This is a genomic window from Curtobacterium sp. PhB130, from assembly GCF_003755165.1.
GTDB lineage: Bacteria > Actinomycetota > Actinomycetes > Actinomycetales > Microbacteriaceae > Curtobacterium.
The window spans coordinates 196,982-212,484 of sequence record NZ_RKII01000010.1; the positions used below are offsets into that span (position 1 = coordinate 196,982).

The 15,503-nt window shown below is 70.8% G+C and carries 11 protein-coding genes and 1 tRNA gene; 11 read left to right on the top strand and 1 reads right to left on the bottom strand.

The window, feature by feature from the left end; genetic code table 11:
* The first annotated feature begins 160 nt into the window (after positions 1-160).
* The 5 genes from lgt (at position 161) to EDF24_RS16675 (ending at position 10,165) form a co-directional block, all read left to right on the top strand.
* On the top strand, positions 161-1,153 hold the full coding sequence (gene lgt / locus EDF24_RS16655) for a prolipoprotein diacylglyceryl transferase (protein ID WP_123653544.1): 993 nt from the start codon (positions 161-163) through the stop codon (positions 1,151-1,153).
* 126 nt (positions 1,154-1,279) lie between these two features.
* Positions 1,280-5,917: a glutamate synthase large subunit gene (gene gltB, locus EDF24_RS16660; RefSeq protein WP_395868352.1), complete on the top strand. Its 4,638-nt coding sequence runs from the start codon at positions 1,280-1,282 to the stop codon at positions 5,915-5,917.
* Positions 5,910-7,367, top strand: a complete 1,458-nt coding sequence (locus EDF24_RS16665) for a glutamate synthase subunit beta (protein ID WP_123653543.1) — start codon at positions 5,910-5,912, stop codon at positions 7,365-7,367. Before gltB ends, EDF24_RS16665 begins: the two co-directional genes overlap by 8 nt.
* Before the next feature lie 132 nt (positions 7,368-7,499).
* Positions 7,500-8,945, top strand: coding sequence for a pyruvate kinase (pyk, locus tag EDF24_RS16670; protein ID WP_123653542.1), 1,446 nt, complete (start codon positions 7,500-7,502; stop codon positions 8,943-8,945).
* Between the two features lie 125 nt (positions 8,946-9,070).
* Complete coding sequence (locus EDF24_RS16675; protein WP_123704318.1) at positions 9,071-10,165, top strand: VIT1/CCC1 transporter family protein; 1,095 nt, start codon at positions 9,071-9,073, stop codon at positions 10,163-10,165.
* A 52-nt stretch (positions 10,166-10,217) separates the two neighbouring features.
* Here the strand turns inward: EDF24_RS16675 and EDF24_RS16680 are convergent, their stop codons facing one another.
* A complete protein-coding gene (locus tag EDF24_RS16680) occupies positions 10,218-10,757 on the bottom strand; it encodes an HdeD family acid-resistance protein (RefSeq protein ID WP_165931510.1) in 540 nt (179 codons plus the stop codon).
* 154 nt (positions 10,758-10,911) lie between these two features.
* Here EDF24_RS16680 and EDF24_RS16685 point away from each other — a divergent pair, with 154 nt between their 5' ends.
* The 6 genes from EDF24_RS16685 (at position 10,912) to EDF24_RS16710 (ending at position 15,496) form a co-directional block, all read left to right on the top strand.
* A complete protein-coding gene (locus EDF24_RS16685; RefSeq protein WP_123704322.1) occupies positions 10,912-12,453 on the top strand; it encodes an aldehyde dehydrogenase family protein in 1,542 nt (513 codons plus the stop codon).
* Positions 12,453-12,851 carry a DUF779 domain-containing protein gene (locus tag EDF24_RS16690; protein WP_123704324.1) on the top strand — a complete coding sequence of 133 codons (399 nt, stop codon included), beginning with the start codon at positions 12,453-12,455 and terminating at the stop codon, positions 12,849-12,851. Before EDF24_RS16685 ends, EDF24_RS16690 begins: the two co-directional genes overlap by 1 nt.
* A 53-nt stretch (positions 12,852-12,904) precedes the next feature.
* Positions 12,905-14,095 carry a GAF domain-containing protein gene (locus EDF24_RS16695; RefSeq protein ID WP_123704325.1) on the top strand — a complete coding sequence of 397 codons (1,191 nt, stop codon included), beginning with the start codon at positions 12,905-12,907 and terminating at the stop codon, positions 14,093-14,095.
* A 23-nt stretch (positions 14,096-14,118) separates the two neighbouring features.
* Positions 14,119-14,200 (top strand) — tRNA-Leu (locus EDF24_RS16700).
* Between the two features lie 107 nt (positions 14,201-14,307).
* On the top strand, positions 14,308-14,913 hold the full coding sequence (locus EDF24_RS16705) for an ANTAR domain-containing response regulator (protein WP_123653536.1): 606 nt from the start codon (positions 14,308-14,310) through the stop codon (positions 14,911-14,913).
* A 28-nt stretch (positions 14,914-14,941) separates the two neighbouring features.
* The gene (locus EDF24_RS16710) at positions 14,942-15,496 is read left to right on the top strand and encodes a hypothetical protein (RefSeq protein ID WP_148070915.1); all 555 of its coding nucleotides are present in this window, start codon (positions 14,942-14,944) and stop codon (positions 15,494-15,496) included.
* Positions 15,497-15,503 lie beyond the last annotated feature (7 nt).

Genomic DNA, 15,503 nt, shown 5'->3' on the forward strand with positions numbered 1-15,503 from the left:
GGCGGACGTCAGCCGGGCCTCCCGTCCACCGCGCATCACGGTTTCCACAGACAGCCGCCGCTGGTTCCTGACCACCGCGCCACCCGCGCTACAGTGATCCGGGGCCGAAGCAACGTGATCGGCGTCCCCGCCCGGCCGCAATGAAAGGCACCGCACCTCCATGCCCCTCCTGAGCATCCCGAGCCCCAGCACGGCCTGGCAGTACTTCGACCTGACGGCCTGGCTCCGCGACGTGTTCGGCTGGTCGCTGCCCCTCGACTTCCGCATCCACGCGTACGCGATCTGCATCCTGCTCGGGATCGTCGCGGCCGTCATCGTGACGAACCGCCGCCTGAACGCCCGCGGCGTCGAGCGCTGGATCATCATCGACATCGCGATCTGGGCGGTCCCCGCCGGCATCATCGGCGGCCGCCTGTTCCACGTGTTCACGCACGTCAGCGACTACTTCGGCCCCGGCATCGACCCCTGGTCCTTCCTCTACATCTGGGAAGGCGGCCTCGCGATCTTCGGGGCGCTCATCCTCGGGTCGGTCGGCGCCTACATCGGCTGCCGTCAGGTCGGGCTCCGCTTCACCGCGTTCCTCGACGCCGTCGCGCCCGCGATGCTCCTCGCCCAGGCGTTCGGTCGCCTCGGCAACTACTTCAACCACGAGCTGTTCGGCATGCCGACCAGCCTGCCGTGGGGCCTGCAGATCGAGTCGTCGAACGCGGCCTACCCGACCGGCCTGCCCGAGGGCACGCTGTTCCACCCGACGTTCCTCTACGAGATCATCTGGAACGTCCTCGGCTTCGTCGTGATCATCCTGCTCGACCGCAAGTTCTCCCTGCAGTGGGGTCGCGTCCTCGCGCTCTACCTCATCTGGTACGGCGTCGGCCGGTCCTTCCTCGAGTCGATCCGCGTCGACACCAGCGAGACCTTCTTCGGCATCCGCACGAACGTCTGGGCCGCCTTCGCCGCGATCATCCTCGGCGTGATCATCTTCTGGGTGCAGTCGAAGCGGCACACCGGCAAGGAGCCGAGCCCCTACCGGCCCGGTCGCGGGCCCGCCGCGAAGTCCGATGTAGACTCGGACGACACCTACTCGGAGCACGGTGAGGACGCACCCCTCGTCACCGGTTCCGGTTCGGTCGCCACAGCAGTCGACCGTTCCTGAGTGCGCACGCCGTCGGGCCACCAGCTCCTGACGGCGAGCACGGGCACCAGTCCCGCCCGCTCCGGGCGGAACGCATCGTCGGGCCACCGCTGTCCCTGTTCCACTTCCTCGTGAGGACGGTTCCCCATGGCGCTCCTGCCACCCCAGTACTCGTCTCCGGCCAAGGCCGACGCAACGGCCACGGCCGGTGTCGCACGGCTCCGTCCGGCGCACCAGCGGTTCTCCGCGGTGCCCGAGGCCACCGGCATGTACGACCCGACGAACGAGAAGGACGCCTGCGGCCTCGCGATGGTCGCGACGCTCCGTGGGACGGCCGGCCACGACATCGTCGACGCCGCACTCGGCGCGCTCCGCAACCTGGAGCACCGCGGCGCGGTCGGCTCGGACGCGGGCACCGGTGACGGCGCCGGCATCCTCTGCCAGGTCCCCGACGAGTTCTTCCGCGCGGAAGCGCCGTTCGCGCTGCCGGCAGCGGGGGAGTACGCCGTCGGGACCGCCTACCTGCCCGTCGACGCGGCCGACCGCGCCGCCGTGAAGACCGCGGTCGAAGCGGTCGCCGTCGACGAGGGACTCCGTGTCCTCGGGTGGCGCGAGGTCCCGGTCCGCCCCGAGGTCCTCGGCACCCTGGCACGCGCGGCGATGCCCGCCTTCGAGCAGCTCTTCGTCGCGTCGACCCGGCACGACGACCAGGGCGAGACCTGGCGCGGGATCTCCCTCGACCGGCAGACCTTCCGGCTGCGCAAGCGCGTCGAGCGCGAGCACGAGATCTACTTCATGTCGCTCTCGAGCCGCACCATGGTCTACAAGGGCATGGTCACGACCCTCCAGCTCGAGCCGTTCTACCCCGACCTCAGCGACGAGCGCTTCGCATCGAAGCTCGCGATCGTGCACTCGCGGTACTCGACGAACACCTTCCCGTCCTGGCCGCTCGCGCAGCCGTTCCGCACGCTCGCGCACAACGGCGAGATCAACACCGTCCGCGGCAACCGCAACTGGATGCGGGCGCGGCAGTCGCAGCTCGAGAGCGAACTGCTCGGGGACATGGCGCCGCTGCTGCCGATCGTCAGCCCGGGTGCGAGCGACTCGGCGTCCTTCGACGAGACCCTCGAACTCCTGACCCTGACGGGTCGGTCGCTGCCGCACGCGGTGTCGATGATGGTGCCGGAAGCCTGGGAGAACCAGGTCGACATGGACCCGGACCTCCGGGCGTTCTACGAGTACCACTCGATGCTCATGGAGCCGTGGGACGGCCCCGCCGCCATCACGTTCACCGACGGGTCGCTCGTCGGCGCCACGCTCGACCGCAACGGTCTGCGCCCCGGTCGCTTCCTCGTCACCGACGACGGTCTCATCGTGATGGGGTCGGAGACCGGCGTCATCGACGTGCCCGCAGCCAAGGTGGTCCGCAAGGGCCGCCTGCGTCCCGGCCGGATGTTCCTCGTGGACACCGAGGCCGGCCGCATCATCGAGGACGACGAGGTCAAATCGGGCCTCGCCGGCTCCGGGCCGTGGGGCGAGTGGCTCGAAGCCGGGCGCATCAACCTCCGCGACCTGCCCGAGCGTGAGCACATCGTGCACACCCCGGCGTCCGTCACCCGTCGGCAGCGTGCCTTCGGCTACACCGAGGAAGAAGTCCGCATCCTCCTCCGCCCGATGGCGCAGACCGGCGCGGAGCCGCTCGGTGCGATGGGGTCGGACACGCCGATCGCCGTGCTGTCCGAGCGCCCCCGGCTGCTCTTCGACTACTTCACGCAGCAGTTCGCGCAGGTGACGAACCCCCCGCTGGACTCCATCCGCGAGCAGGTCATCACCTCGATGGGGATGGGCCTCGGTCCGGAGCGCAACCTGCTCGACGCGGGGCCGGAGCACGCGAAGCAGATCGTGCTCGACTTCCCGGTCATCGACAACGACCAGCTCGCCAAGGTCCAGCACTTCGAGACCGAGTCCGGCCGGCACCTCACCGTGACGATCAAGGGGCTGTACCGCGTCGACGCCGGCGAGCAGGCGATGGAGCAGCGCATCCAGGCAGTCTGCGACGAGGTGGACGAGGCGATCGAGTCCGGCAAGCAGTTCATCGTGCTGTCCGACCGTGACGGCAACGCCGAGAACGCGCCGGTCCCGAGCCTGCTGCTGCTCGCCGCGGTCCACCACCACCTGATCCGCACCGAGCAGCGCATGAAGGTCGGGCTCATCGTCGAGGCCGGCGACGTGCGGGAGGTCCACCACGTCGCGACCCTGATCGGGTACGGCGCGTCGGCGATCAACCCCTACCTGGCGATGGAGACCTGCGAGAACCTGGTCCGCCAGGGGATGATCAGCGGGATCACGCCGGAGCAGGCCGTCAAGAACGTGATCAAGGCGCTCGGCAAGGGCGTCCTGAAGATCATGTCGAAGATGGGCATCTCGACGGTGTCCAGCTACGCGGGCGCCCAGGCGTTCGAGGCGGTCGGGCTCTCCCAGGCGTTCGTCGACCGGTACTTCACCGGCACCTCGTCGATCCTCGGCGGCGTCGACATCGACGTCATCGCGAAGGAGAACGCGGAGCGCCACGTGCAGGCGTACCCGCAGGACGGTGCGGTGCTCGCACACGAGCGCCTGCAGACCGGTGGCGAGTACCAGTGGCGTCGCGACGGCCCGCCGCACCTGTTCAACCCGGACACGGTGTTCCGCCTGCAGCACGCCACGCGTGCCCGCCGGTACGACATCTTCAAGGAGTACTCGAGCGCGGTCGACGACCAGTCCGAAGCGCTGATGACCCTCCGCGGGCTGTTCCGCTTCAAGCACGGCGAGCGGAAGCCCGTCTCGCTCGAGGACGTCGAGCCGATCGAGTCCATCGTCAAGCGGTTCAACACCGGCGCGATGTCGTACGGCTCCATCTCGAAGGAAGCCCACGAGACCCTCGCGATCGCGATGAACCGGCTCGGCGGGCGGTCGAACACGGGTGAAGGCGGCGAGGACGTCGACCGCCTCCTCGACCCGGAGCGCCGCAGTGCGATCAAGCAGGTCGCGTCCGGGCGCTTCGGCGTCACGAGCATGTACCTGACGCACGCCACCGACATCCAGCTGAAGATGGCGCAGGGCGCGAAGCCGGGCGAGGGCGGCCAGCTGCCCCCGCAGAAGGTGTACCCGTGGGTCGCGCGCACCCGGCACGCCACCGCGGGCGTCGGGCTCATCTCGCCGCCGCCGCACCACGACATCTACTCCATCGAGGACCTCAAGCAGCTGATCTTCGACGTCAAGCGCGCCAACCCCTCGGCACGCGTGCACGTCAAGCTCGTCAGCCAGTCCGGCATCGGCGCGGTCGCGGCCGGCGTGACGAAGGCCCTCGCCGACGTCGTGCTCGTGTCCGGCCACGACGGCGGCACCGGCGCGTCCCCGCTGAACTCGCTGAAGCACGCGGGCACCCCGTGGGAGATCGGCCTCGCCGAGACGCAGCAGACCCTGATGCTCAACGGCATGCGGGACCGCGTCGTGGTGCAGGTCGACGGCCAGATGAAGACCGGCCGCGACGTCGTCGTCGCCGCGCTCCTCGGCGCAGAGGAGTACGGCTTCGCGACCGCACCACTCGTGGTGGAGGGCTGCATCCTGATGCGCGTCTGCCACCTGGACACGTGCCCGGTCGGTGTCGCGACGCAGAACCCCGAGCTCCGCAAGCGCTTCTCCGGCAAGCCGGAGTTCGTCGTGAACTTCTTCGAGTTCATCGCCCAGGAAGTCCGCGAGATCCTCGCCGAGCTCGGCTTCCGCACCCTCGACGAGGCGATCGGCCGTGCCGACGCACTCGACGTCGACCGTGCGGTCGAGCACTGGAAGGCGTCCGGTCTCGACCTCGAACCCGTGCTCACCGGCCCGGACTTCGCTGCGGACGAGCCCCGTCGGCACCACCGTGAGCAGGACCACGAGCTCGAGCAGCACTTCGACGTGCCGCTCATCCACCAGGCCTCGGACGTGCTCGAGCACGGGGGCACGCTGACGCTCGACCTGCCGATCCGCAACACGGAGCGTGCAGTCGGCACGATGCTCGGCCACGAGGTCACCCTGCGCCACGGTGAGAACGGCCTGCCCGCCGGGTCGATCGACATCACGCTGCGCGGCTCCGCGGGGCAGTCGCTCGGTGCCTTCCTGCCCGCCGGCATCACGCTGCGGCTGATCGGTGACAGCAACGACTACGTCGGCAAGGGCCTCTCGGGCGGTGACATCGTCGTGCGTCCGACCGAGACGAGCGGCTTCGAGCCATCGGAGAACGTCATCGCCGGCAACGTCATCGGCTACGGCGCGACCCAGGGCAGCATGTTCATCCGCGGCATCGTGGGCGAGCGCTTCCTGGTCCGGAACTCCGGCGCCACCGCGGTGGTCGAGGGCGTCGGCGACCACGCGCTCGAGTACATGACCGGTGGTCTGGCGCTCATCCTCGGGGAGACCGGCCGCAACCTCGGCGCCGGCATGTCCGGGGGCACCGCGTACGTCCGTGGCCTCCGCACCGAGCACGTGAACCAGGACTCGCTCGGCAGCGGGGAACTCCGGCTCGAGGAGCTCGACAGCGCCGACGTCGCGATCGTGACGGACCTGCTCCAGCGGCACGCCGCCGAGACGGGGTCGACCCTCGCCGCCGACCTGCTCGAGTCCGGCGACCTGTCCGAGTTCGTCAAGGTGCTGCCGCGCGACTACGCGGCGGTGCTCGAGACCCGCAAGCAGGCCCTCGACGAGGGCCTCGACCCCGATGGCGACGTCGTCTGGAATCGCATCATGGAGGTAACAGGTGGCTGACCCCAAGGGATTCCTGAAGGTCCAGGAACGCGAGCTGCCGAAGCGTCGGCCCGTCCCCGTGCGGCTCATGGACTGGAAAGAGGTCTACGAGCAGCAGGAGTCCGGCCAGCTGAAGCGCCAGGCCGGCCGCTGCATGGACTGCGGCGTGCCGTTCTGCCACCAGGGCTGCCCGCTCGGCAACCTCATCCCGGAGTGGAACGACCTCACGTGGCGCGGCGAGGGTCGCCAGGCGATCGAACGCCTGCACGCGACGAACAACTTCCCCGAGTTCACCGGCCGGCTCTGCCCGGCCCCCTGCGAGTCGTCCTGCGTGCTGGGCATCAACCAGCCCCCGGTGACGATCAAGCAGGTCGAGGTCTCGATCATCGACGAGGCGTTCCAGAAGGGCTGGGTCACCCCGCACCCGCCGGAGCGCCTGACCGGCAAGACGGTCGCCGTCGTCGGTTCCGGCCCAGCCGGGCTCGCCGCCGCGCAGCAGCTGACCCGTGCCGGCCACACCGTCGCGGTGTACGAGCGCGACGACCGGATCGGCGGGCTCCTCCGCTACGGCATCCCGGACTTCAAGATGGAGAAGCGCCAGATCGACGCGCGCCTCGCCCAGATGCAGGCCGAGGGCACCCGCTTCCGCGCGGGTGTGGAGATCGGCCGCGACATCACCTGGGACGACCTGAAGTCCCGCTACGACGCGGTCGTCGTCGCCACGGGTGCCACGGTCCCGCGTGACCTGCCGATCCCGGGGCGTGACCTCGAGGGCGTGCACTTCGCGATGGAGTACCTCGTCCAGCAGAACCGTGCGGGCGCCGGCACCGTGGTCGACAACCAGATCACGGCCGAGGGCAAGCACGTCGTCGTCATCGGCGGTGGCGACACCGGCGCGGACTGCATCGGCACCGCGCACCGTCAGGGCGCGCTCAGCGTCACCAACCTGGCGATCGGCAAGCAGCCGCCGCTCGAGCGTCCGGACACCCAGCCGTGGCCGATGTTCCCGACCGTGTTCGAGGTCACGAGCGCCCACGAAGAGGGCGGGGAGCGCAGCTTCCTCGCCTCGACGGTCGAGTTCCTCGCGAACGAAGCCGGCGAGGTCCGTGCCCTCCGCGTCGCGGAGACCGAGTACCTCGACGGCCGTCGCGTCCCGAAGGCCGGCACCGAGCGCGAGATCCCCGCGGACCTCGTCCTCGTCGCGATGGGCTTCACCGGTCCGGAGACCGACACGCTCGAGCCGCAGCTCGGGCTCCCGGTCGCCGTCTCCGGTGCCGTGGCCCGTCAGGCCGACTACACGACCAACGAGCCGGGTGTCTTCGTCGCGGGCGACGCCGGCCGTGGCCAGTCGCTGATCGTCTGGGCGATCGCGGAGGGCCGTGCAGCCGCCGCGAAGGTCGACGAGTACCTCGAGGGCACGACGATGCTGCCCGCCCCGGTCAAGGCGACCGACCGGGCGATCTCCATCTGATGCCCACCTCAGGGTGAGCGGGAGGCCACCAGCACTCGATAGGGTGCTGGTGGCCTCTCTTCGTATCTGCGAAGCCCCACGCACGACCAAGCAGCAGCCGCAAGCCCCACAACCACCACACGAAGGAATCCATTGAGACGCGCAAAGATCGTTTCGACCCTCGGACCGGCCACCTCGGACTACGAGACCGTCAAGGAGATCATCGAGGCAGGCGTCGACGTCGCTCGACTCAACCTCAGCCACGGTGACTACAGCGTCCACGAGGCCAACTACGAGAACGTCCGCCGTGCCGCCGCGGACCTCGGCAAGCCCGTCGCGATCCTCGTCGACCTGCAGGGTCCGAAGATCCGCCTCGCGAAGTTCGCCGACGGCCCGCACGACCTCGCGGTCGGCGACGTGTTCACCATCACGACGGAGGACGTCCCCGGCTCGAAGGAGATCTGCGGGACCACGTTCAAGGGCCTCCCGCAGGACGTCAAGCCCGGCGACCCGCTGCTCATCGACGACGGCCGGGTCCGCCTCCGCGTGCTCGACACCGACGGCGTGCGCGTCCGCACGGAGGTCGTCGTCGGCGGCACCGTCTCGAACAACAAGGGCATCAACCTGCCCGGTGTCGCCGTGAACGTCCCCGCGCTGAGCGAGAAGGACGAGGCCGACCTCCGCTGGGGCATCCGCCAGGGCGCCGACCTCATCGCGCTCTCGTTCGTCCGCAACGCCTCGGACGTCGTCCGCGCCCACGAGATCATGGACGAGGAGGGCAAGCGCCTCCCCGTCATCGCGAAGATCGAGAAGCCGCAGGCCGTCGATGCGCTCGAGGAGATCATCGACGCCTTCGACTCGATCATGGTCGCCCGTGGTGACCTCGGCGTGGAGCTCCCGCTCGAAGCCGTCCCGATCGTGCAGAAGCGCGCCGTCGAGCTGGCCCGTCGCATGGCGAAGCCGGTCATCGTGGCAACGCAGATGCTCGAGTCGATGATCTCGTCGCCGATCCCGACCCGCGCCGAGACGTCCGACGTCGCGAACGCGGTCCTCGACGGTGCGGACGCGGTCATGCTCTCCGGTGAGACCAGTGTCGGCGAGTACCCGGTGCAGACCGTCCGCACGATGGCCCGCATCGTCGAGTCCACCGAGGACCACGGCCTCGAGCGCATCGCGCCGCTCGGCACGAAGCCGCGCACGCTCGGTGGCGCGATCACGCTCGCCGCGGTCGAGATCGCCGAGTTCACCGAGGCGTCGTACCTCTGCGTGTTCACCGAGTCCGGCGACTCCGCGCGCCGCATGTCGCGCCTCCGCCACGGCCTGCCGATCATCGCGTTCACGCCGAACGAGGCCACCCGTCGTCGCATGGCGCTGACCTGGGGCGTCCGTTCGTTCCTGGTCCCGCGCATGAAGCACACCGACGAGCTCTTCGGTCAGGTGGACGACGTCCTCATCCACAACGGCCTCGCCTCGCCCGGCGACCGCGTCATCGTGACGGCCGGGTCGCCCCCCGGACTCGAGGGGTCGACGAACGACCTCCGCGTGCACCGCGTCGGTGACGCGCACGCCGAGGCGGCGCCGGCGTACGTTCGGGACTAGTCCAGACAGTCCCAGCGCGCTGACGGGGCGCGGACGGGAGGCCCGGTGCAGGTTCTGCAGACGGCCTCCGGTCCGCGCCCCGTCGCGTGCTCCCGCCCCCGTCCCGTCGACAGGAGACGACCGCGATGACCGAACCGAGCCTCCAGACCGGTGTGGGTGCCAGGCGTCCTGCGGACGTGCGCCGGTGGCGTCGCTACCTGGCGGACGAGCGCGCCGAAGCGGCGGTGTACCGGAACCTCGCCGCCCGACGTTCCGGTGAGGAACGCGAGATCCTGAGCGCGCTGGCCGAGGCGGAGGGCCGCCACGAGCAGCACTGGACCGACCTGCTCGGTGCCGACGTCGGCCGGCCGCTCCGGGGGAGCCTCCGCACGCGCGTGCTCGCGTCCCTGGCGAAGCGCTTCGGGTCGGTGTTCGTGCTCGCGCTGATGCAGCGGGCGGAGGACCGGTCCCCGTACGCCGACGACGCCGACGCGACCGCGACCATGGCGGCCGACGAACGGATCCACGGTGAGGTCGTCCGCGGACTGGCGAACCGGGGTCGGATGCGGCTCTCGGGGACGTTCCGTGCCGCGGTCTTCGGGGCGAACGACGGCCTGGTGTCGAACCTCGCGCTCATCATCGGCATCAGCGCGTCCGGTGCGGACCGGCACTTCGTGCTGCTGAGCGGCATCGCCGGTCTCCTCGCCGGAGCGCTCTCGATGGGCGCGGGGGAGTACGTCTCGGTGCGGTCGCAGCGGGAGCTCCTCGAGGCGTCGGCACCGCACCCGGACGCCGGGGACGCCGTGGCGGACCTGGACGTCGACGCCAACGAGCTCGCACTGGTCTACCGCGCGCGGGGCATGCCCGAGGCCGAGGCGGAGGCGCACGCGACCGAGGTGCTCGCCGGGCTCGGGAGCGGTCCGGACACCCGCCCGACGCGGGTCGTCGACGACCACGAGGCGGTCGGGAACGGGATGAGCGCGGCGATCTCGAGCTTCTGCTTCTTCGCGTCCGGCGCGATCATCCCGGTGCTGCCGTACCTGTTCGGCCTCGACGGCTGGGCCGCGATCGGTGTCGCCGCCGTGCTCGTCGGGATCGCCCTGCTCGGCACCGGCGCCGTCGTCGGCGTGCTGAGCGGCGCGTCGCCACTCCGCCGGGCGCTCCGGCAGCTCGCGATCGGGTTCGGCGCCGCGGTGGTCACCTACCTGCTCGGGCTGCTCTTCGGGACCGGCTCCGCGTAGGGGACGGCCGGCTCCGCGGAGTGGCGCCGCGTCCCGTCGCGTCGCGTTGCGCTCAGCGGCGGACGGCTGCGCGCGGGGGGAGCAGGAGCAGCGCTCCGGCACCGACGACGATGAGCGCGATCCCGGCGAACACCATGAACACCGTCAGCGCCAGACCCGGGGCGACGAGGACCGCGACACCGCCGAGGATCGAGAGCACGCCGCTCACGAACGACGGGACGCGGGACGATCCGGGGTGGCCGACGAAGCCGCCGACGATGGCCGCGATGCCCTCGATCAGGAACCCGACGCCGGCGAGCACCGCGTAGACGACGAGCGGGACGACCGGGTCGAGGAGCGTCACGAGGCCGGCGATCGCGACGAGTGCCCCGACGACGCCGGAGGTCCAGCGCCAGACCGGGGGCGTCCCGTGCCCGCGGACCGCGGCGAACACGCGGAGCACCCCGGCGACGACGAGGTACACCCCGAAGAGGAGCGCGACCACGACGAGCGAGGGGCGGGGCCAGACGATGGCGACGATGCCGAGCGCGATCGCGACGACTGCGGTGACGACGACGAACACCCGGAACGTGCGGACGGCACGGGAATCCACGAGCACTCCTCCCTGATCTGGACTGCTGGTCGCCTCGAACGCTACCCGGCGGAGCGTCCCGCGTCCGTGCAACCGGATGCAACCCCCACGCTCGTACCGTCGGGCGCAGGCGCGCGGACCGTGCGCCACGACAGCGTCGTCGAGAGGCACCACCATGACCATCGCACCATCGCCCACCACCTACGCCGCACCCGGCGAGGAGGGCGCGCTCGTCTCGTTCCGGTCGCGCTACGACCACTTCATCGGCGGGGAGTACGTCCCGCCGGCGGGTGGGCAGTACTTCGAGAACCCGACGCCCGTCACCGGCAAGACCTTCACCGAGGTCGCACGGGGCGACTCGTCCGACGTCGACCGCGCGGTACAGGCGGCGTGGAAGGCGTTCCCGGCGTGGGGGAAGACCAGCGTCACGGAGCGCGCGAACATCCTGAACCGCATCGCGGACCGGATGGAGCAGAACCTGGAGCTCCTCGCCGTCGCCGAGACGTGGGAGAACGGCAAGCCGATCCGGGAGACCCTCGGCGCGGACATCCCGCTCGCGATCGACCACTTCCGCTACTTCGCCGGGGCCATCCGGGCGCAGGAGGGTTCGACGGGGGAGATCGACCACGACACCGTGGCGTACCACTTCCACGAACCGCTCGGGGTGGTGGCACAGATCATCCCGTGGAACTTCCCGATCCTGATGGCGGTGTGGAAGCTCGCACCGGCCCTCGCCGCGGGCAACTGCGTCGTGCTGAAGCCGGCGGAGCAGACCCCGGCATCGATCCACGTGCTCATCGAGCTCATCCAGGACCTCATCCCCGCCGGCGTGCTCAACGTCGTGAACGGGTTCGGGTTCGAGGTCGGGGCACCGCTCGCACAGCACCCCGACGTCCGGAAGGTCGCCTTCACCGGTGAGACCACCACCGGCCGCCTGATCATGCAGTACGCGTCGCAGAACCTCATCCCCGTGACCCTGGAGCTCGGCGGCAAGAGCCCGAACGTGTTCTTCGCCGACGTGGCCCAGGAGAAGGACCCCTTCTACGACAAGGCGCTCGAGGGCTTCGCGTTCTTCAACCTCAACCAGGGCGAGGTCTGCACGTGCCCGTCCCGGGCGCTCGTCGCGAAGGAGATCTACGACGGCTTCGTCGCGGACGGTCTCGAACGGGTCCGTGCCGTGAAGCAGGGCCACCCGCTCGACATCTCGACCATGATCGGCGCGCAGGCGTCGAACGACCAGCTCGAGAAGATCCTCAGCTACATCGACATCGGCAAGCAGGAGGGCGCGAAGCTGCTCACCGGCGGCGAACGGGCCGACCTCGGTGGGGAGCTCTCCGGCGGGTACTACGTCACGCCGACGGTGTTCGAGGGCGACAACGCGATGCGGATCTTCCAGGAGGAGATCTTCGGCCCGGTGCTCGCGCTGACGTCCTTCAGCGGGTACGACGACGCCATCGCGATCGCCAACGACACGCTCTACGGCCTCGGCGCCGGGGTCTGGAGCCGCGAGGCCACCACGCTCTACCGGGCCGGCCGGGACATCCAGGCGGGTCGCGTGTGGGAGAACACCTACCACCAGTACCCGGCCGGTGCGGCGTTCGGCGGGTACAAGCAGTCCGGCGTCGGACGCGAGAACCACAAGATGATGCTCGACCACTACCAGCAGACGAAGAACCTGCTCGTGTCCTACGCCGAGGGTCCGATGGGGTTCTTCTGATGCCGCACACCGAGCGCGTCGCGGTGACGGCGGCGGCGGGGGAGCTCCTGCGCTCCCTCGCCGCCCGGCACGGGCCGCTGATGTTCCACCAGTCGGGCGGCTGCTGCGACGGCTCCAGCCCGATGTGCTACCCGGTCGGGATGTTCATGACCGGGTCCGGGGACGTGCTCCTCGGCGCGCTGGAGGTCGAGGGGATCGACCGCGTCGAGGTGTACATGTCCCGGTCCCAGTTCAAGTACTGGAAGTACACGCACCTGACGATCGACGTCGTCGACGGTCGGGGCGGTGGCTTCTCGCTCGAGGTCCCGGAGGGCAAGCGCTTCCTCACCCGCTCGCGGATGTTCACCGACGCGGAACTGGAGGAGCTCGGTCTGGTCCCGGCGGCCGGCCGGACGTAGGCTGACCGCACCCGGCGCGACGACGCGGCGGGCGGACCCGGGACGGAGGACGCATGCGCGCACCCCGACCCGGATCCGTCCGGCCGCTCGTCGCCGAGTCGTGGCGACGCTCCGCGCGGGTGGACCCCGACGGAGCGCCACGACTGACGCTCGGCACCGACGAACTCGACGCCGCCCGGCGCGACGGGCCCCTCGCCACCCTGCTGCCGATCGTGCGGCGGCTGCTGCTCGACGACTCCCGCTCGGCGGGCTGCGTCGTGGCGGTCGGCGACGCCGCGGGCCGGCTCGTCTTCGTCGACGGTGCCCGTTCCGCGCGCCGGGCCGCCGAGGACATGGGGTTCGTCCCCGGCGCCGACTGGGCCGAGGAGCACGTCGGGACGAGCGCCCCCGGCACCGCACTCCGGCTCGACCGGCCCGTGCAGATCCGCCGCGACGAGCACTACGCCACCGCCGTCAAGCCGTGGTCCTGCACCGCGGTGCCCGTGCACGACCCCAGCGGCCGGGTGGTCGGGGTCCTCGACGTCACCGGCGACGAGCGGGCCGTCGAACGCCACACCCTGCCGCTCCTCACCGCGACCGTCGCCGCCGCGGAGGCCGAGCTCGCCCTGGCGGTCCTCCGGGCGCCGAACCCACCCGCACCACGGGCCCCGGCGACCACCGCGGACGCCGAACTCGTGCTGCTCGGGGCCGACACCGCCACCCTCCGCGTCGACGGCCGCGCGGTCGGGCTCTCCGCCCGGCACTCCGAGATCCTCGCGGTCCTCGCGACCGCCCCCGGCGGGCTCCCCGCCGCCGACCTCGCCGCCGCCGTCTACGGCGACCCCGGCGCGACCGTGACGCTCCGGGCAGAGGTGGTCCGGCTCCGCCGGGTCCTCGCCGCGACGGCCCCGTGCGTGACGATGGCCTCGCGCCCGTACCGGGTGGGCGGTGTGCGCACCGACGTCGACACCGTGCTGGCGGCGCTCGATCGCGGGTCGCGCCTCCAGGCCGTCAGCCGGTACCCCGGACCCGTCCTGCCGGGATCCGACGCCCCGGGGGTGGACGCGCTCCGCGACCTGGTCCGCGGACGCTTCCGGGAAGCCGTGGTGACCGACGGGTCCGCGGAGGCGCTGCTCGCCTGGGCGCGGACACCGGACGGGGCAGCGGACACCCGCGTGCTGCGGGCGTTGCTCCGGACGCTGCCGCCGCGATCGCCGCGACGGGCCGGGTTGGTGGCGGCCGTCGAGGCGCTCGAAGGGGTGTGACCGGCTGGTAGTCTGGCCACCTCGCGAGTGTGGTGGAATCGGCAGACACGGGGCACTCAAAATGCTCTGCCTCACGGCGTGCGGGTTCAAGTCCCGCCACTCGTACAACGCGGCTCACGGCGTGCGGGGCAGTCCCGGACACCCGTGTCCCGCCACTCGTACAACGCCTTTCATGCGAAGCAGCACTTCCGACGTCTAGTAGGCTTTCGGTCGTGAGTGACTCAGAAGCAACTGCAACCGCACCCCGTCGCGTCGTCGTCGCCGAGGACGAGTCGCTCATCCGTCTCGACATCGTCGAGATCCTCCGTGACAACGGCTTCGACGTCGTCGGCGAAGCGGGTGACGGCGAGACCGCCGTGCAGCTCGCGACCGACCTCCGTCCCGACCTCGTCATCATGGACGTCAAGATGCCCCAGCTCGACGGCATCTCCGCGGCCGAGAAGCTCTCGAAGAACCACATCGCCCCGGTGGTCCTCCTCACGGCGTTCAGCCAGAAGGAACTCGTCGAGCGTGCGACGGAGGCCGGAGCGCTCGCGTACGTCGTGAAGCCCTTCACCCCGAACGACCTGCTGCCCGCGATCGAGATCGCACTCTCCCGGTACCAGCAGATCATCACCCTCGAAGCCGAGGTCGCCGACCTCGTCGAGCGCTTCGAGACCCGCAAGCTCGTCGACCGCGCCAAGGGCCTGCTCAACGAGAAGATGGGCCTCACCGAGCCCGAGGCGTTCCGCTGGATCCAGAAGGCCTCGATGGACCGCCGCCTCACCATGCACGACGTCGCCAAGGCGATCATCGAGCAGCTCAGCGCGAAGAAGTAGTCCGCCGGACCGGGCAGCGCTCGTGCCGGTGACCAGGGACGACCTGCCCGCCATCGTGGTCGACACGAGTGACGTCGCCGCGGTCCGGACCCCTGCAGGACGCGGTGCGTCCACCTCGGTGTACGCGCTCGCCTACGCGTCCGGCGTGCTCGCGTTCATCGCCATCGGCGTGTACCAGAACGCCTGGCTGCACCGGAGCGTCGGCACCTCGTTCCTGCTCGCAGCCCTGTGGGTCGTGCCGTTCATCGCGCTCGCACACGTCCTGGACGCCGCCCTGTACCGGGGGCGTCGTCGTGCTCGGAGCGCGACGGGCCGTCGCGCAGCCGTCCGGATCGCCGCCGCCGCCGCAGCCGCCGGGTATCCGGACCTCCCCGTCGAGCTCCTCGCGTCGCGACTGCTGCAGGACGACAACGGTCCGGTCCCGTACACCGGGGTCGGGCGGGAGCCGTACCAGCCCCTCCGCACGTGGGAACTCGCCACGGCGGACCCCTCGATCGCGGTCACGGTCACCCGCGACGGCGCTCCTGAGACCACCCGTGTCAGCGCGGCCACCGTGCCCGCACGACGCGATGGCGCACCGTAGGATCCGA